This window comes from Bacteroides sp. L008, from assembly GCF_040812255.1.
In the GTDB taxonomy this organism is placed as follows: domain Bacteria; phylum Bacteroidota; class Bacteroidia; order Bacteroidales; family Bacteroidaceae; genus Bacteroides; species Bacteroides vicugnae.
Genome location: NZ_JBFNXO010000003.1, coordinates 1 through 19487, shown reverse-complemented (window position 1 = coordinate 19487; position 19487 = coordinate 1). Strand labels below are relative to the sequence as shown.

Annotated in this window: 14 protein-coding genes and 2 pseudogenes; 9 read left to right on the top strand and 7 right to left on the bottom strand. The window is 39.8% G+C overall.

Features of this window, described 5'->3' with window-relative positions; all coding sequences use genetic code 11:
- The first annotated feature begins 144 nt into the window (after nucleotides 1-144).
- A complete protein-coding gene (locus AB3G73_RS23920; RefSeq protein ID WP_148364485.1) occupies nucleotides 145-819 on the top strand; it encodes a MarC family protein in 675 nt (224 codons plus the stop codon).
- Nucleotides 820-850: 31 nt separating this feature from the next.
- On the opposite strand, the gene AB3G73_RS23915 is transcribed toward AB3G73_RS23920, so the two are convergent.
- From AB3G73_RS23915 to bla, 3 genes are all read right to left on the bottom strand, one after another.
- Nucleotides 851-1375: a hypothetical protein gene (locus AB3G73_RS23915; protein ID WP_148364486.1), complete on the bottom strand. Its 525-nt coding sequence runs from the start codon at nucleotides 1373-1375 to the stop codon at nucleotides 851-853.
- Nucleotides 1376-1397: 22 nt separating this feature from the next.
- On the bottom strand, nucleotides 1398-2828 hold the full coding sequence (locus AB3G73_RS23910) for a GNAT family N-acetyltransferase (RefSeq protein WP_320980075.1): 1431 nt from the start codon (nucleotides 2826-2828) through the stop codon (nucleotides 1398-1400).
- Between the two features lie 71 nt (nucleotides 2829-2899).
- A complete protein-coding gene (bla, locus tag AB3G73_RS23905) occupies nucleotides 2900-3781 on the bottom strand; it encodes a class A beta-lactamase, subclass A2 (RefSeq protein WP_320980074.1) in 882 nt (293 codons plus the stop codon).
- Between the two features lie 285 nt (nucleotides 3782-4066).
- On the opposite strand from bla, the gene AB3G73_RS23900 reads away from it, so the two are divergent.
- The 7 genes and pseudogenes from AB3G73_RS23900 (at nucleotide 4067) to AB3G73_RS23870 (ending at nucleotide 15780) form a co-directional block, all read left to right on the top strand.
- Entirely contained in the window at nucleotides 4067-5263 is a 1197-nt protein-coding gene (locus tag AB3G73_RS23900; protein WP_004314780.1) for a hypothetical protein, read from the top strand.
- 29 nt (nucleotides 5264-5292) lie between these two features.
- On the top strand, nucleotides 5293-5844 hold the full coding sequence (locus AB3G73_RS23895) for a hypothetical protein (RefSeq protein WP_004308256.1): 552 nt from the start codon (nucleotides 5293-5295) through the stop codon (nucleotides 5842-5844).
- Entirely contained in the window at nucleotides 5828-9496 is a 3669-nt protein-coding gene (locus tag AB3G73_RS23890) for an ATP-binding protein (RefSeq protein ID WP_320978746.1), read from the top strand. The genes AB3G73_RS23895 and AB3G73_RS23890 overlap by 17 nt, the downstream gene beginning before the upstream one ends.
- Nucleotides 9493-10353, top strand: coding sequence for a hypothetical protein (locus AB3G73_RS23885; RefSeq protein ID WP_367745735.1), 861 nt, complete (start codon nucleotides 9493-9495; stop codon nucleotides 10351-10353). The genes AB3G73_RS23890 and AB3G73_RS23885 overlap by 4 nt, the downstream gene beginning before the upstream one ends.
- A gap of 9 nt (nucleotides 10354-10362) precedes the next feature.
- Nucleotides 10363-12117 (top strand): SWIM zinc finger domain-containing protein, encoded by a 1755-nt coding sequence (locus AB3G73_RS23880; RefSeq protein ID WP_367745734.1) that lies wholly within the window; start codon nucleotides 10363-10365, stop codon nucleotides 12115-12117.
- Nucleotides 12118-12203: 86 nt separating this feature from the next.
- Complete coding sequence (locus AB3G73_RS23875) at nucleotides 12204-13088, top strand: HEPN domain-containing protein (RefSeq protein WP_320978748.1); 885 nt, start codon at nucleotides 12204-12206, stop codon at nucleotides 13086-13088.
- A gap of 603 nt (nucleotides 13089-13691) precedes the next feature.
- Nucleotides 13692-15780, top strand: a pseudogene (locus tag AB3G73_RS23870) (BT4734/BF3469 family protein).
- Between the two features lie 100 nt (nucleotides 15781-15880).
- On the opposite strand, the gene AB3G73_RS23865 reads toward AB3G73_RS23870, so the two are convergent.
- From AB3G73_RS23865 to AB3G73_RS23850, 4 genes and pseudogenes are all read right to left on the bottom strand, one after another.
- On the bottom strand, nucleotides 15881-16315 hold the full coding sequence (locus AB3G73_RS23865) for a DUF6078 family protein (protein ID WP_321020541.1): 435 nt from the start codon (nucleotides 16313-16315) through the stop codon (nucleotides 15881-15883).
- A gap of 327 nt (nucleotides 16316-16642) precedes the next feature.
- Nucleotides 16643-16846, bottom strand: a pseudogene (locus AB3G73_RS23860) (XRE family transcriptional regulator); the annotation flags it as partial.
- Nucleotides 16847-16939: 93 nt separating this feature from the next.
- A complete protein-coding gene (locus AB3G73_RS23855) occupies nucleotides 16940-17791 on the bottom strand; it encodes a GIY-YIG nuclease family protein (RefSeq protein ID WP_367745732.1) in 852 nt (283 codons plus the stop codon).
- A 130-nt stretch (nucleotides 17792-17921) separates the two neighbouring features.
- The gene (locus AB3G73_RS23850) at nucleotides 17922-18848 is read right to left on the bottom strand and encodes a site-specific integrase (protein WP_164727359.1); all 927 of its coding nucleotides are present in this window, start codon (nucleotides 18846-18848) and stop codon (nucleotides 17922-17924) included.
- A gap of 76 nt (nucleotides 18849-18924) precedes the next feature.
- Here AB3G73_RS23850 and AB3G73_RS23845 point away from each other — a divergent pair.
- Nucleotides 18925-19487: restriction endonuclease subunit S (locus AB3G73_RS23845; RefSeq protein ID WP_367745731.1), on the top strand; the 563-nt coding region annotated here is incomplete at its 3' end.

The following is a 19487-nucleotide window of genomic DNA, read 5'->3' as shown; positions in this document are numbered from 1 at the left end:
GTTAAAGGTTTATTATAAGCTGCTTTCACGAGGAATTCAACCGATGCGGATTCCTTTCGCAAAAGCATATTCTCAAAACAATAACGTTCCATTTATGTTTTAGATACATCTCAGATATTAATAAAGTATCAAAAAACAGGTATTATGTCATTAAGCAATCTTCTAATCATATTTTCGTCATCGTTTATGGCACTGTTTCCGGTGATAAATCCTTTGGGAAATGGTTTTGTCGTTAATGGATTCTTTACAGACCTCGATCCTCAACAACGGAAAGCAGCTATTCAGAAACTGACACTCAATTTTATAATGATCGGTGTAGGGACATTGGTGATAGGGCATTTGTTTCTGTTGATTTTCGGTCTGGCTATTCCTGTTATTCAGTTGGGAGGTGGAATACTGATTTGCAAGACGGCAATGGAGCTGTTGGGGGATTCGGGTTCGTCTGATAAAGAAGAAGCCAGCAAGAATGTAGACGGTTTCAGATGGAAAAACATCGAGCAGAAGATATTTTATCCCATCACGTTTCCTATCAGTATCGGGCCGGGCAGTATATCGGTTATCTTTACTTTGATGGCGTCTGCAAGTGTTAAAGGCAAGTTGCTGCAAACCGGAATTAATTATTTGGTCATTGCACTTGTCATTATTTGTATGGCAGCCATCTTTTACGTTTTCCTTTCACAGGGACAGAGGTTTATTCAGAGGTTGGGACCGGTGGGAAATCAAATCATTAATAAGCTTGTTGCTTTTTTCACTTTCTGCATCGGTATTCAGATTTCGGTGACGGGTATATCCCAGATCTTCCATCTGGATATACTCTGATCAAACGATGAAAAAAAGGTGATGAAAACAATCAGCTTTTCTTTGCTTGTATGGCTTTCAGCGTGTTTCTTCGCACAGCACGGATAGCGGGAACCAATAAGTCGGGTTCCATGATTTCCAACATGGTGCGTAGTTCCTGTTGCAGTTCCGGTATGGAGCGTGTCAGTTGATAAGCCAGTTTCATACAGAGCGACTGTACGCCCGGTGGTTCCTCACGGGAGATCATACGTTCCATGCAGAAATCGAGGAAATCCACTCGTGGCGGGTCGGCGGCAGGTTGCTGGCATATCAGGTTCAGAATCATTCTCCGTTTTCCAGAGTGTGGGCAGGTCATGGCAGCGTCAATCAATACGTCTTGTTTCCCGCTTAACCATTCTACATCTGCCTTTGAGAAATGAGTACATACCCACAATGCCTGATAGGAGACGATAGCATCTTCGTCGAATATCAGTTGGTAGATTTCTTCTCTAAGCCGTTCATCATCCTGTATAAAGTGGAGTACCTCTCTGATGTCTTCAATGTGTACTCGTTCGGATAATCTTGCACGTAGGTTCATGTAACTTTCGTGTTTTGGGGAATTAATCTCTATTATCGGAATCAGCTTCCGGCAGTTGTAAATGAAGAATGGGGAAAGGTTTGCCCATGCTGTCCGTTTCATCTCTGCCGATGACTTGGAATCCTAAATGGAGATAGAATTGGAGTGCCTTTTCATTCTGCTCGTTTACATCTACTTTATCCATATATTTTTTATCTTTTGCGTATTCTATTAATCGTTTGCCATATCCTTTTCCTTGTTCGTCGGGATGTACGAACAACATTTCGATCAGTTCATCGCTCAGTCCCATAAAGGCGGCAATCTTTCCGCTGACATTCCGGATCACGAAAAGTTCAACGGCAGGTAAATAATGATCCCGCACCAGTGGTTTATAAAACTGGATATGTTCTTCCGTCAGGAAATCATGTGTGTGGCGAACGGACATTTCCCATACATCGAGGATTTCATCATAATCTTCCGGGGTAGGTTGGGAGATGCCGGGCAGATAGTAACACTGGTGGTCGTAGATGTTTCCGTTGTAAGTCAGTTCTGCCTGATGAAGTGTACCTTCGTAGATGAAACCGTTCTTTTTCAGTACTTTCTGCGAACGTTTATTGTGCGGGTAACAAGTAGCTGTGATGAGGCTAAGCCGCAATTCTTCAAAGCCATAGTTGAGGACGGCTTGCACTGCTTCGGTCATATATCCTTTGCCCCAATAAGTCTCGCCGAGCCAGTAACCCAACATTCTCACTTGTGGATTTTCCCGTTTGGGGTCGGGAATAATACCAACGGAACCGATCAGTTGTTTCGTGTCTTTTAGCATCACCGCCCATATACCCTCCTGATTGATAAATGTGGAATGAAGGATCTGGCGGGATTCATCCAATGTACGGTGAGGCGGCCATCCGGCGTTGTTCCCCAGATTCGGGTTCTGGCAACAAGCGAAAAACGCTTCTGCATCTCTCTCTTCGAAGGGGCGGAGAAATAAACGTTCTGTATGGAGCGTTACGGGGGGAATACTTTCAATTTCAGTTTTCGGCTCAATTTCAGTCTCCTCTCCAACTTTAGTTTCCGGTTCGATTGCTGTTTTCCGGTATACACATTCGATCCGGTTTCCATCAGGATCGAGGACTACACTTTCAAAGTATCCGTCTCCCGAAGTACGCGGTTCGCCGGCGATGGTATATCCTTCCGAACGCATTTGTTCGGTGAAGCGTAATACTTCTTCCTGGCTGGGGAAGGTGAAAGCGAAATGTGTCAGTCCAACCCTGTTTTCTTCAATGGGAGTGTTCTGTACATCTGTACGACTCATCAGTTCCAAGTCTGTTCCCTCTCCAAAGGAGATAAAATAGGACTCGAATCCTTTCTTGGGATTGATATATTTTTCGTTGCTTTTTCCTCCGAAGAAGCGGACATAGAACTCTTTTAATTCTTCCAGACGAAAAGTCCAGATAGCGATATGATGTAGTTTCATATAAATGAATTTTCTAATTTCTATTACTTTGTTTCAATCTTCATTCGTACCGAACGTACTTTGTCTCCATTTTAATGCTGCATTACATATTCGTAAACGATACGGGAAATATCTGCGATAATCTTACTGTTCGCCTGATTGTTTTCTTCAGAATCCTTCACGAAGACAGCTATGCTGTAACTACGTCCACCGGGCAAAAGAACGAAACCGATGTCATTACAGCCGATTTGTTGTCCTTTCGCATTAAGATCTCCCGTTCCGGTTTTATGGCCTACGGTTACTTTTTTGTCGAGCAATGGAGCGACCAGACGGTCTTGTCCGGTTTGACATTCCACCATTGTTTGAAATATGAAGTCTTTGTACACTTTGGGAAACAATGGCTTCTTACGGAATATTTCCACTAATTCGGCTGCGGCTAACGGAGTAGTCCAGTTTTCATAACATAGGTTCAAGTCTTCGTGCATGGCAGTTTCCGTTCCGATAATGACACATTCCCGGATTCCTAGTGAATGGATATACTTGTTTACGGCATCCGGACCTCCCTGATAATCAAAAAGAATATCGCAGGCATTGTTGTCGCTCTGTTGAAGTGTATATTTTAGCAGGTCGGCAATACTCATTTCAATTCCTCCCTGCGGATATTTATCCCGTAGCGGACTGTAAGTATCCGGCTTTAAATCCGATTTTTTAATGGGTAACCGGGTTTCCAGCGATCGCTTCTGTTTTCCCATATAATCTGCCAATGCTAATGCCTGATGAAACTTGAATACGCTCATCAGTGGATAGTGAATATCATTATTGACAGTTATCGTATCTTTCCCATCAATGATGACGGCTATTCCTATTTCGGCCTTCTTTCCCTTGATGGCTTCTTTCAACTGTGTCTCCAGTTGAGTTTGTCGGGCAAACAGGAGGGTGGGGACTAAACAAAGAAATAGGATGAATGAACGCATAATCAATTTCTCTTTTAACGGGTTACTAATTCTCTAGTGAAATCATATTCTCTATTGAAGTCACAAAGGTATAAATAGTAATTGCCTTTGCAAATTCTTACTTGAAATTTATAGTTGTATAATGAATATGTAGAGTTAGTTTCTCAATTTTTGTAGTAATGAAAATATTGATACAGAAATTAGGTTTACTATTTCATTTATGTTATTTTTGTGATATCTTATTACTGAAATATATACTATGTAAATATTTGGAAGTAGTAAACATCATTAAAAGACAAAACTAATATGAGCACTTTTCGTTCTATAGAAGAACTTGTCAAAAGTCTGGACAGGGAGAAAGAACTTCTGAAAGAAATGTTTGCCAAACGGAAGTCTCTTTCGTTCCGCTACGATTATGCGCTTGAAATGACAGAGTACAAAGAAGAGCGTATCCGTTATCTGATTGACTATGGGGTTATCCGGGATACTGGTGACTTTCTGGAAATGGAAGATATCTATCTGAAATTCTTTGAAGATGTGCTCGAAGTAAATGAAGAAATCAATGTTTCTTTCGTGCAGGATTACCTGACGCGACTGAATGAAAATATTGACTATTATCTGAAAGAGAATAACGAGCAACGTAAATACAACTACCAGCGTGAAGTGAAACGCTGTCTAAAAAACATCGCTCTGACTACAGTCCGCAATGTGATGGACTTGAAAAGGAACATGGATAATACTTATAAGAACGAACCGAATTATAAGATAAAGAAAACCAAACTCGTCCGGCTTGATGAGAAACGGAACAATATTGCTCTGCTGATCCGTAAAAGTGAGGAATTGATAGACTACGGACAGCCTATTTTCTTCCGAGTGGCGATGGACGTACAGATGCGGAATGTAGTAAGTGATGTAAAACTTCAGCTAAATGACTCGTACCATAACCTGATTGAAATCCAGAAACAAATCATCCATTATCTGAATCTGATAGATTATCAGAACCGCATCTTTGAGAAAGTAAAGAAGTTGAAGTACCTGAAAGACCAGTTCTTGTTGGAAGAACATACAAGTATCCGTTCTGTTGCCGCACAAAAAAATCCTGTCTGGATGGAGCCGCAGGTCGGTTATCGCATCAAGCTTTCCATTGATAATCTACGGACTTCCGATGAGGCTTTTCAGATTTTGAAGAAACTTGTCGCGCGGCAGAGAAATTCTCCGAAAGGAATGAAACAACTGGCAGATGCCATTCCGGAAGGATACCTGGATGGGCAGTCGCAAATGATAGATACCGTAAACTTGCAGGAAGTGCATAATTCATTTATGGCGTCCAGCACCCACCTGTTCTCTTTTGTGATGAACTATCGCTACCGGAAAGAGGTGACACGTGGAGAGAAATTAATCTTTTTCTGCCAACTGGCATCACAGTATGCCGACGAACTTCGCTTTACGGATACTTATGAAATCTCCGATGAAGTGGAATACCCTTTAATATATGCCAAATGATGTATGCTGAATGTTAAAAACAGATGACCATGAAATACACTGAAGAAATATTTAATATACTTAGCAAAGGGGGATTCATTTCTTCCAATAGTGTCTCTACCCAAGTGAAACGCTTGTATGATGCCATTGAGGAAGATTTGCCCGATTATTATGATTACTATAAAGGTATCGGTTTCTATTTGGAAGGCGGTGACGGTTATTACTACTTTACTCGCAAGGAATCGAAAGTCGATTTGGAACGTAAACTGGAAGCGATTCAGAAGTGGATTGATTACCTGAGTTTCCTAAAAACCTATCATTCGGCATTCGGCCCGGGCTTTCTGTTCCGTGCTGCTGATATTGAAATTCAGATAGGATGCGATATCGAATTGAAAGAAAAGGCAACCAAACTGTTTTCGGATAAGAAGAAATATGATGAAGTTGTCGGCAAACTGTTGAAAGAATTGGAGAGTATAGGACTGATAGAGAAAGAAAACGAACTCGATGGGACATATAAAGTATTGTCGGCTTTCCATTATATGGAGGACTTGGTTGATTGTATCACAATTTCAGAGGAGGTGCAAGATGAGATACCTGAATAAGATTATTTTTCTGAACAGTGCCCATATTCCATATGCGGAAGTGAAGTTGGATGGGAACGTACATTTTATAGGTACGCAAGGTGTTGGTAAGAGTACACTGCTCCGTGCCATCCTATTCTTTTATAATGCTGACAAACTAAGACTGGGCATTCCGAAAGAGAAGAAAAGCTTCGATGCTTTTTACTTTCCTTATGCCAATTCTTACATTATCTATGAGGTGATGCGGGAGAATGGGGCATATTGTGTGGTAGCTGCCAAATCCCAGGGACGGGTGTTTTTCCGTTTTATTGATGCGCCATTCCAACAGGACTGGTTCATTGACGAACATAATGTGGTACATTCTGAATGGGGACGTATCCGAGAACATATCGGTTCGAAGATTCAGATTACTGCACAAGTGACTAGCTATGAAATGTATCGGGACATTATTTTCGGTAATAACCGCAAGCATGAAATGATACCTTACCGCAAGTTTGCCATTGTGGAAAGTGCAAAATATCAGAATATTCCGCGGACGATACAGAATGTCTTTTTAAATTCCAAACTGGATGCTGATTTTATAAAAGATACCATTATCCGTTCGATGAGTGATGAGGATATCTCTGTCGATTTGGACTTCTATCGTAGCCAGATAAAGGAATTCGAGCAGGAATACAGGGACGTGATGCTTTGGTTTACAAAGAACAAGAATGGAGAAGTGCCTGTCCGGAAGATGGCGGAGAAAGTAATGAACGCCTATCGTGACTTGATTTATACCCAAAAGCAGATTGGTGAAGGGCGTGCGGAGCTTAACTTTGCGGAGAAACGGGCTTTGCGTGAGATTCCGTTAGTGAAGGAAGAACAGGCTAAAGCGGAGACGGAACGTGAACGGTTGCTACGGCTTATGGGTGAACTGCAACAAAAGTACACCAATGAACGTGATGGTTTGATTAGGGATATAGGTATAATAAACGATTTGCTCAAAAAGATACGTGAGAAACGTCTGCATTACGAGCAGATGCAGATTGAAGAAATCATCAAACGGGTATCTTGCGAAGAACTACTGATTCAGGAACTTGAACAAGTCCGGAATATGAAATCGGAACTGACAAGAGCTTATGAGGATGTATTGAGTAAGTACCGATTGCTGTTTGAGAAACTGGAAGCTGATTTCCGTACTTTTGAGAATAGTCAGCAAGCACGGATAAATGCTCGGAATGCGGAGATTGCCGGCAAACAGGAGGAATTGATGCAACAACTTCGTGTGGAAGAAGAGAGAGTAAGAGCAACGCAAGAAGAGAAAGTGCAGACTGTGGATAATCGTATCCGGCAGTTGCGCGATGAACAGGCAAAGTGTAACCTGAAACTTCAAAAGGTGAAATACGAACATCTCCATCAAAAGGAAATGTCCGATTGTGAAGACGGGATTAACGAATTGCGCAAAAAGGACAAGGAGTTGGAGCTTAATATTCGTCAGCAACAAGGAGAAATAAAGCAGTTGAGACAGGAGTGTGAATGGAAAGTGAAAGAATTGAAATGGGAATTTCAGGCAAAGATGGAGATTGTTCGCAAAGAGCGGAGTGCGATTGAAGAACAGTTACAAACATTGGACGCCTTGATTGAGAAACGAAAAGGTTCTTTGTGTGAATGGTTGGAGAAGAACAAACCGGATTGGCAGGAGACGATAGGCAAGGTGGCGGATGAGGAACTGGTGTTGTACAACAATGAACTGCAACCTCAATTAGTGAATAAGGAAGCTACTTTGTTCGGCGTTTCACTCAATCTGACAGCAATCGAGCGTTCTGTCCGCACTCCCGAGGAAATGAAGCAGGAGCGTGACAGGCAGCAAGCAGCCCGGCAACTTTGTACCGACCGTCTCACCCGACTGACGGAAGAAGAGGCGGAAGCTGTTTCTTCTTTGGAGAAGAAGTATTCGAAGCAAATACATAGTATTTTGGAAGAACAACATCTGATGGAAGCCGAGCGAATGCAGATTCCTGCAAAATTGAAGAATTTGCAGGCTGATTACGCCTCATGGAAGACGAAGGAAGAGGAATGGAAAAGAGGGTGTACCGAAGAATTGCAGGCGCAACTGAATGAAGTCGGCCATCGTCTTTATGTGGCGGAAGGAGAGAAGGAAAAGCATTTGGCGGAACGGGAAAAACTGTTGAAAGCCTGCCGGAAAGTGTATAATGACAGCAGGACGGAACTCCGGAAGGAACTGGAGGAGTTTATTGCCGGTGTTCAGCAAGAGATAGAGCGGATGAAACAGCAAACTGAGGAGCGGAAAAAGGAATTGAAGCAGGCGCAGGAGAATGAATTGAATGGAAAGGGTGCTGATACGGTCACTATCCGCAAGTATGATGACAGGCTTGCCGGAATAAATAAAGAATTGGATTATATAGGTAGATCCCGCCCGCAAGTTCTTTATTATGAAAGAGACAAGGAGGAACTGTTTGATAAAGAACCTGCTACGCGAAGTCGGAAGAAAGAACAGGATGCGAAGCTAGTTGCATTGGACGAACGTTTCGCTCTGAAAAAGGAGAAGTTGCAGATTCAGAAAAAAGGGGCGGACGAGCATCTTGAGCGGATTAGCAAAGAATTGCACTTATTGGAGGACGGGTTGAATAAAGTGGATATGTTCCGGAAAGATGAAACTTTTTGTCCGTCTTCTGTGACAGAAATAGGAGAGAAGCCTACCCGGAAAAATTGCGATGTTATTGTGGAAGAGTTGAAGTCGCTCATCGTATCCACTATCAGAAAAACAGAAGAATTCAAGAAAGCAGTGACGCAGTTCAATGGAAACTTCTCGTCAAAAAACACGTTTCATTTCCGTACGGAACTGGTTGGAGAACAGGATTACTACGATTTCGCTTCCAATCTGTGCGAGTTTGTGGATAATGATAAGATTTCCGACTATCAGAAACATATCAGTGAACGGTATACGGATATAATCCGCCGGATTTCGCAGGAAGTGGGAGGGCTGACCCGTAATGAAAGCGAGATACACAGAACAATAAAGGATATCAACGACGATTTTGTCAAGCGGAATTTTGCCGGAGTAATAAAGGAAATAGCTCTTCGCCCGCTTCAGAGCAGTGATAAACAGATGCAGCTATTGCTGGAGATTAAACGGTTTAGTGATGAGAACCAATATAATATGGGAAAGGTTGACTTGTTCTCGCAGGATTCCCGTGAAGATGTCAATGCGGTGGCTGTCCGGCATTTGTTGTCGTTTATGAAATTCCTGCTTGACGAGCCGGGACGCAGACGGTTGGCGCTTGCCGATACATTCAAACTGGAGTTCCGTGTGAAAGAGAATGATAACGATACGGGATGGGTGGAGAAGATAGCCAATGTAGGTTCTGACGGTACGGACATTCTGGTGAAAGCAATGGTCAATATCATGCTGATTAATGTATTCAAAGAAAAGGCGTCACGTAAGTTTGGTGACTTTAAAATCCATTGTATGATGGATGAAATAGGCAAGTTACACCCCAACAATGTAAAAGGTATTTTGGACTTTGCCAATTGCCGGAATATATTGTTGGTAAACAGTTCTCCCACTACTTACAATGTGGAAGATTATCGTTATACCTATTTATTGAGTAAAGACGGGCGGTCAAATACACAGGTTGTCCCATTGTTAACCTATAATAAGATAGAAAAATGAGTGGCAGTTTATTTACATTGGCAATGGCGAGGCTGGTTCTGAAAATGCTGGGCGGCGAGCTCATACCTTACACAAAGTTTGATGGACTGATAGCAAATAGATTAATGGATGAGGGAATCATCACTATTGTTCCCCGAGGGAGTAAGCGTAGTTTTCGTATGATTGACCCGGAAGGATGTCGTATCTACATCTCCCAGAATTATACTTCCGGTATGGAGCTGGAAGATTGGATTGAGATGAAGAACTATCCGGATGAAGTGTCACGTTCGGAGCAAGTGGCGAAGGCGGGGGACTCTAAATTGCGATATACCCGTACGTTCAAAGGTTTTCTCCTCAATTGTTATACGCCTATAGAAGCTACTTTTCATGGCAAACCATGCGTTCTTTCTCCCTTGCAAGGCACTTCCATCTTCATGCAGGATTACGAATATTTCCGTATTCCTGAAGATGTTGTAGTAGTAGGTATAGAGAATGGAGAGAATTTCCAGCATATCCGTGCCCAAAAGTACTTGTTTGAAAGAATGAAAGTTCTTTTCGTGTCCCGTTATCCGCAATCGAAGGATTTGTGTAACTGGCTAAAGATAATTCCCAATCGCTATATTCATTTCGGAGACATTGATTTGGCGGGAGTCTTCATCTTTCTGAATGAATTTTATGCTAAATTGGGTAATCGTGCGGAGTTTTTCATTCCTGCGGATGTGGAGAAGCGTCTCAAGACCGGAAACCGTCAGCTTTATGATAACCAGTATTTGCGTTATAGAGGTATGCTTGTTTCTGATGAGCGTATAAGACCATTGGTGACAATGATTCATAAATATGGGAAAGCGTATGAACAAGAAGGATATATAAAGTATTAAATTAGTCATATGATTACACTGGATAATTTTGAGGACTTTGTCCCCTATAAGATATTGATACGCGGGGAAGAGTATTATGATACAGATGTCGTTTCCGAACTGGAAGAAACCTCACCCGGTGAATGGACTGCAATCGTAGAGGGAACGGACGATTATAATGTAGAAATATCTATGAACGGAAAGGAAGTAGAATCCTGGTACTGTGATTGTCCGTATGATGGAGAAATCTGCAAGCATGTCGTGGCAGTACTTTTGGCAATTCGTGATAATAATAAACGGGTGAGTCGTAGTGCATTTTCAAAAATGAGAATAGTTACAAAGGAAGAAGAGGTTGTACAGCCCGATGTGGACATCAAACAATTGCTGTCATTCATTAATCCGCAGGAACTTTCTACATTTATCAGTGAGTATGCCTCAATGAATCCGGAATTTAAGGCAGCGTTTTTGAAGCGTTTTATATTCAAGGAATCGTCTTCGACATCAAAGGGAAAAGATTATAGAACGGAAATCCAAAAGATTTTTAATAGTTTCGGTGACAGTAAAAAATCTCGTTGTCATAATCGTTATAATGATTACAGTCGTGATTGGGAAACTGTTTTCAATCGAATGGATGTTTTTCTGAAGAAAGCAGACTTCTTTTTGAGTCTGGGAGATATGGATAGTACTATTGCCATAGCTCTTCAAACACTTCGTTCTATCGGTGAGAATTATGAGGATGAATTACTATATATTGACGATGATGATGACTTTGGCACTTCTCTTTATTGTGAGCATGCAGGAGGTTTACTCATGAAAGTGGTTGGACATCCTAAAACAACTCAGAAACAAAAGACGGATATTCTACAGGAATTACGTCAGATTGCTGAAATATCTACTTATCGAAATTACGGAATCTATGATATAGATGAACTTATGATGCAAATCAATCTTTCGATTCAGCCGACAGAAAAAGCTTTGGAATTGATTGATGGACTTCTTGAAACAAGAAAGGACACTCATGATTTATATCAGTTAGTTCTTCGCAAAGTCAACTTATTATTGGAGCAGAATGAAGAGCAAAAAGCGAATGAAACGATCCGCCAATATCTTTATCTGACTGAAATACGGGAGATGGAGGTTGAAAAATTGATTGTCCGTTGCCAATACGATGAAGCCATCCGTTTGCTGGATGAAGGAATAGAGATTGCGAAAGAAGAGATATATCCCGGTACCGATAGTAAATGGTTGGAAATAAAACTGAAGATTTACGAGACGACCAACCGGACTTCCGAAGTAATTGATACATGTCGTCTATTGTTTGTGACAGGCAGGGATAAACTGACATATTACAATAAACTCAAAACTCTGATTCCGAAAGAACAATGGAAGAGTTTTTTGGATACGATGATGAAAGAAACAGAATTTAGTAACTATTTTTCTTTCGGTGGAAGTGCTGAAGCTGATATCTATGTGAAAGAACAGGATAATGAGCGTCTGTTCACCTTGTTGTCATCAACTAGATATGATCAACTGGAAGCATTGATGCGGTATGCTCATTATTTGAAGGATACTCATTCGGAACAGCTGATTGCTATGTATACTTCTTCATTGAATGACTATGCCGAACGGAAAATGGGACGGAGGAATTATGAATTTATCGCACAAGTGTTACCGTGCATACATAAACTAAAGGGAGGACAGACTGCGGTGAAAAACATAGTAGCGGAATTTCGGATAAAATATAAACGTCGTCCGGCAATGATGGAAGTGTTGAAGGATTTTTGAAAAGATTTTATTATAAGTTTTTTCCATCTCTGTAGTTTAGGGATGATAAAGTTCGTACCTTTGTAAAGTTACAAATAAGAATGATAATGAAGAAGTCTATAAAACGTTTACCCAAACGTACACAGGAAGAATTGACAGTCTTGCTGGATTTAGTGTGTAAAAACATCGAGAATTGTCAGATGGTTATCCTGTTCGGAAGTTATGCAAGGGGAAACTATGTTTTATGGGACAGTAATATAGAATTTGGTGTTCATACTTCTTATCAGAGTGATTACGATATTCTTGTCGTCGTGACCGGACAGACTAAATATGTGGAAAGAAAATTGCACCGTATTACGAATAAATATCATGATTCGTTTGCTGATCGTCGTCATGCTTTTCCACAATTTGTTGTAGAACATATTAATATCGTAAATCGTAATCTGGAAATCAGCCAATATTTCTTTACGGATATAGTAAAGGAGGGTATTATGCTTTATAATAGTGGCAAACATGAATTGGCTAAACCACGGAAGTTGAGTTTTAGGGAGATTCGGGATATTGCACAAAAAGAATTTGATGGGTTGTATCCTTATGCGTGTAATTTTTTTGACTTAGTGAAAATATGTTTGTCCAAAGGACAAAACAAAGAAGCTGCCTTTTTACTTCATCAAGTCTGTGAGAAACTTTATAATTGTATCTTGATGGTTTTTACAAATTATCGTCCTAAGAATCACAGAATTCAAGACCTTCGGGGAATGGTAAAACGCTTTTCGATGGAATTGGCAGCAGTCTTTCCTCAAAATACGGATGTTGAGAAAGTCTGTTTTGATTTATTGTGCCGTTCATACATCGAGGCTCGTTATAATAATGATTTCAGTATTTCACAAGAACAACTGGAATACCTTATTTCCCGCGTAGATATTCTGAAAAATATTACTGAACGCTTGTGCAAAGAGAAAATCGCGGAATATGATACGATGATGGAATAATTGTCCCCTGTGAAATTACACAGCCCCCCTATGAAATGAAAAACAAAATATATCCGTCATCTGTCACAGATTATAATCTAACTTGCAGAGTATAAGTACTTAATGCTGTGACAGCACATGGTGACAGCAGTGTGATAGTAATAATGCTGTCACCCCCAAAAAACAAAAAAAATCAAAGATACTGTTTGGAAATTGATAGTATCAGTCATAGAAAGATAAGTCGTTCAATTTATTATCCCCGTACTTATGAGTTGTGTCCTGCCTTTAAACTAACTGTTTCAAGGCGTGAAACTGTTGGTTCTGCGGTTTGAAACTTTAGTTTCATAGGCTTGAAACTCTAGTTCCAATTACTTGAAACCATTGGTTTCTTACCGATGAAACTAGAGTTTCTCCTAGCTGAAACTTTAGTTTCAAGCAGAGAAAACTAACTTGAACCGTAATTGGGTGATAACGATCCCGTTTCTTTTGGCTAAATAGACATTTGATATATCAATAATTTTCTATATTAAAATCTTGTTTTTCTTGTCGGTCCCGAATAATATGAGTAATTTAGCAGTCTCAACGATCACAAAGGCGCTGACAAAACAATTTATTATCAAATTAATGAAAATTACTCAATTTCGTAAGAACGAAGATACGATAGCGCTTAGCGTAATGGATCTTGATATACTGGTAAATAAGATAAAGACAGAAATAAAATCCCGTCCTGTTTCTACATTCAGAGAGCATTTGCGATATACCCTTCCCGATGAACGATGTATGTTTACCAATAAACTTCCCAAAATAATTCCTGCTGCCGAATTCCGAAGAGTAAACGGTCAGAAACAGATGAAAAACTACAACGGTATTGTAGAACTGACCATCGGTCCCTTGTCCAATAAGTCGGAAATCGCTTTAGTGAAACAAAAAGCCTGCGAGCAACCGCAAACCCGTTGTGTTTTTATGAGTTCAAGTGGCAAAACAGTGAAAATATGGACTACCTTTACCCGACCGGACAACTCGCTTCCCAATACACGGGAAGAAGCGGAATTATTCCACGCCCATGCTTATCGATTGGCTGTGAAATGTTATCAGCCCCAGATTCCTCGATATACTTCCCAAAGAACCGACTTTGGAACAATATTCACGCTTATCCCACGATCCGGACATCATATATCGTCCGGATTCAGTCCAATTTTATCTCTCTCAACCATCATCAATGCCCGAAGAAACCACTTTCCGTGAAGCGGTTCAGGCGGAGAAATCTCCATTGACTCGTGCCGTACCGGGATATGATGCGGAAAATGCATTTCTGATGCTTTTCGAAGCCGCTTTTCGGAAAGCTTATGCCGATCTTAGGGAAGCGGGGCTCGAATTGTGCGAAGACACATGGCATCCTTTAGTTGTCCAACTGGCTAAAAACTGTTTTGCTTCGGGACTTCCGCAAGAAGAAGTTGTGAAACGTACCATTTTCCACTTCTATATGTATAAACAGGAAGAGCTTATCCGGCAAATGATTGGCAATATATATACCGAGTGCAAAGGCTTTGGTAAGAATATTAGCCTGACTAAAGAGCAGCAACTCGCCTTGCAGACAGAAGAATTCATGAAACGTCGCTATGAATTTCGCCATAACACCCAAATTGGCGAGGTAGAATATCGTGAAAGGCTTTCTTTCCGTTTCCGCTTCAATCCTCTCGACAAACGTGCGCTGAACAGCATTGCTCTGGATGCGCAAATGGAAGGCATCCCGTTGTGGGACAGGGATATTAGTCGTTATATTTACTCCAATCGCGTACCTGTATTCAACCCGTTGGAAGATTTTCTCTACCGGCTTCCTGCGTGGGACGGCAAAGACCGTATCCGTGCATTGGCAGCCACCGTCCCTTGTAAGAATCCGTATTGGATGGATTTGTTCCACCGTTGGTTTCTCAATATGGTTTCTCATTGGAAAGGAAGTAATAAAAAGTATGCAAACAGTGTTTCTCCCTTACTTGTCGGACCGCAAGGGACACGTAAATCCACCTTTTGCCGGAGCATAATGCCCCCTACCGAGCGTTCCTACTATACCGACAGTATTGATTTCTCCCGAAAGAAAGATGCAGAACTTTACCTCAATCGTTTTGCGCTTATCAATATCGATGAATTTGACCAGGTGAGTTCGACACAACAAGGCTTTCTGAAACATATTCTGCAAAAGCCTGTACTGAATGTGAAGAAACCTTATGGCAGTGCCGTGCTTGAAATGCGCCGTTACGCCTCATTCATAGCTACGAGTAACCAAAAAGACCTGTTGACCGACCCTTCCGGCAGTCGTCGTTTTATTTGTATCGAAGTGACTGGAGTGATTGACACCAACCGTCCGATAGACTATGAGCAGCTTTACGCACAAGCTATGTATGAACTGGAACATGGCGAACGTTACTGGTTCGACCAGGAGGAGGAAAAGATCATGGTGGAAAACAACCGTGAATTTGAACAAGTCCCGCCGGAAGAGCAACTTTTCTTCCGTTATTTTCGTGCCGCGCAGCCTGAAGAAGGGGAGTGGCTGTCTCCAGCAGAGATTATGGAAGATATTCAAAAAGGCAGTTCAATCCCGATGTCTGTCAAGAGGGTTAATTCCTTCGGAAGAATACTGAAAAAGCAAGAAATCCCTTCCAAACATACGCGTAGCGGTACACTCTATCATGTTGTAAGACTAGTAAATCGGTGACGGCAAAAATGCCATCACCCTGCCGTCACCTCTTGCTGTCACAGTCTTATCGGTTCATTACTAAACTATTAACCCCTAACCTGTGACAGATGACAGCAACTTACCAAATATATTCTTCTGTGTAGCGTTGGTAAGTTGGTTCTTCTTTTATCCCTTTATTACGGAATAGTTGTTTTATATAGGCTTGGTCTTTAGGCATAAGCCCCCGTTCTCCGCGATAGAACCGATAATATCCCGTTTTCCCGTAGTGTCCCACTAATTGTATTCTGATACTGACTGCATCCTCATAAGGGATTCTGTCAAGCAATCGTTTTAGTCCCCATGCCACATGGACTTTGACGGCAGTTTTAAAACATTCGCATTGGTTTCCATCCGCAGGATAACGTGCCGGATTAACGATGGAGATATAAAGGTTGTCAGTTGTATCAAGTTGTGTAGCTATGTGGCGCAGGCATTTTGAGGCTTGTGGACATTGATCGTTGAAGCAACGGGCAAAATTGTAAGGGACAGACAGGCTGTCGGGTTCTTCTTTCATCTTGTTAGGTTTATTTTATTTGTGAAATACTGTTGTAAATAGAGCAAACAGAATTCTCCACAAAAGTAGGACTTTATTTTGGGAATGGGAAGCGTTGGGTAGTGTTTTATTTGTATGTAATGGGGATTTCTTATCAACATTTGATAATTAGGGATACTCAATACATATCCCTAATTATTTGCAACAAGGTTTCTCTTTCTTGTCTAAGGTTCTTTATCTCTATTTTTAGCCAATCAATTTCTTTGTTCTTTGAGGAAATCAATTCAACTACAACTTCCTTAGGAAAATAATTGTTATAAACGAAGTTGAGTGTTTTATAAAGGTCGTCTATTTCTCTTTTTTTAGGCTCTCAAATTGTTCTTTCTGTTTCTCTAACAGTTTCTCAAAGAGTTCAATCGTTTGTTCTATGGGAAAATTATTGAATGTTTGGTTATTACCAATTGCATTTTTTACACCGCAATTCTCGTAAAAATTATTTGTGTTATATAAAACAGTTTCTTCGTTATACTCTTTCAATCCGTCGGTGGTAACATTTGAGGATTCATACAATATGTTAATTGTGGGTAGTTAATGCGCCTTTGACAGCCTTGTTAATTTTCGGTTAACTAACTATTTCTTGTATCATTAATTATTATTTAAGCCAAAAGCTAGAGTACCTAATTTTTGCTTATAGCATTTTTCGATATTTATGGCTTCATAACTACTAATGCTAATAGATAATGTTTCAAGGATAGACCAAGAGAAATTATTAGGATAGCTATTGTCTTGATCGTATAACTTTTGTAAGGTTACATTGTTTCCGTGTCCTCCAGTTTTGGCATATTCTTTCCATCTACCCCAAATACCTTCTTTCCCATATGTTGAACCTATATAATTTTTTCCAGTTTTTTTGTCCGTTATTATATAAATACAGTTTACAGCAGAAAGCATTTTTTTCCATTCAGGATATTCTTTTTCTAATATTATATTTTTTAGTTGTGCGAGGGTTAGAGCTATTTTCTCATATCCGGGGAAAATATGGTCAAATCCTGGAGTAATTTCAATAATCTCTTTGTCATTTTTATCATTAAGCCATTGATGCCAAGATATGGCTGAAGGCCCCCAGTCTATAATGATACGTTCTTTTAGTTCATCAAAGCCTTCTACTTCAGTCATTTTATAGCAATATTTATTAGTGTTGCGTTCGTTGTCAGGGCCTTCAATCTTGTAAATACCGATAAAACGGGCAATAGTGCCGTTTTCTCCAATAAAGGAAACAATATAATCGACATTTTTAAATACATCCCTATGTTGCTCACTTTGATATGCTATAAATTTATCTTTATCATTTCTATACCAGTCATACGGGTTACCTTCTACTTCTACTCCATTTATGAATTGTTTTTGGCGTGCGTCTTTATGCCGTACTAACTTGATTCTTTTATTTGTATCTAACCCTTTAAGTTTTAATAGTTCTCCAATTTTGATGATTGCCATAGTAATTTGTTATTAAAATTAGTAGGTTTTAGGATAGGGATAGGCTTTCCGGTTTGGATAGCTTGAGTACAAATATATGAAGAAAAAGTTATAAAGGGAAAAAGAAATAGACTTTTCCCCTTTACGTGGATTATTTTAATCCTTTAATCATTCTATCTATACATTTTTTCTTTTGTTCCATATTGGGGTGAACGTAAAGATCAAGTGTTGTACTGATATTAGAATGGCCTAAAATAACACTTACAGTTTTGTAGTCGCAGTTGCTTTCTATGCAACGTGTAGCAAAGCTATGACGAAGACCATGAAATTTTAGTTCTGGAATATTTAGATCTTTCATTAGTTTCTTGTAATAATTGCGATATGTTCTAGGTTCTGTAGGCTTTTCTTCATTTGTTAGAATGTAATAGTTACCGTTCACTATCTTTTTCAATGGCTTTAAAATTCTGATTAATTCTTTTGTAATTGGGATCTCACGAATGGAATTTTTAGTTTTTGGAGTGTTGATAATAAGTTCTGTATGTCTCTTCTCTCCATCAATGATATAGATGCGTTCAATTGTTCTTTTAATAGAAATTATTCCTAATTCTATGTTTATATCATCCCACGTTAAAGCACATACTTCTCCTATTCGTAGTCCGGTGCTAAGGCAAATATAAATTCCTAAATTTTTGAATGTGAAATGCTCTTGGATAAAACCCATGATTCTTTTTTGATGTGAGATACTAAGAACTTCTAAATGTTGTTTCTCATCTTCCGTTGGAAATCTGATTTCCCATTCTTTATAATCTAGGAATCCATGTTTTACTCCGAATTTTAATATCATTTTCAATACAATTAAAATATCCTTAATGGATTTTTTACTTAACCCATTATTAATCTTCTGAAGAGCAAATTCCTGCACCTTATTTTCTTCTAACTCATACATTTCTCCAAATGTCGGATAAATGTGATTTTCAAGAATTAGTACATACGCAGCAAATGTCGATTGTTTTACATATTGCTTTTTGTCCTCTTTCCAAAGTACGGAAATTTCTTTGATAGTTTTTTTTTGAATCATACTTTTATATTTTTAGTTATACAAAACAGGGTAAAGCTACGCGAATTGAGGATATAATTGCTATAATGTTCCTCATTTGAGATTCCCAGAGTTTACGAATGAATGGGAGAAATGTCCGTTAGGTCTGATTGCAGATATTACGAAAGGAAACGGCATCTCAAAGGAACAGTTATCAGCTCAAGGTATCCCATGTATTTTATATGGCGAACTATACACTAAATATAAGTCTGAGATAATTACTGAAATTTACAGTAAAACAGCTTTAAATCCTTCTGTATTAGTAAAAAGCCAAGCAAATGATGTTATAATACCTTGTTCTGGAGAAACTGCTATTGACATTTCAACTGCTCGATGTGTGCCATATAACAACATCTTGTTAGGTGGAGATTTGAATATTATTCGACTTAAATCACAAGATGGTGGATTCTTTGCCTATCAGTTAAATGGTGTACGCAAGCATGATATTGCCCGTATTGCTCAAGGTGTTTCGGTTGTTCACTTATATGGAGAGAATCTCAAAAGAATCAAAGTTTGTTATCCATCTATTGAAGAGCAGCGAAAGATAACATCTTTACTATCCCTCATTGATGAACGTATCGCTACCCAAAACAAAATCATTGAGGACTTGAAGAAACTAAA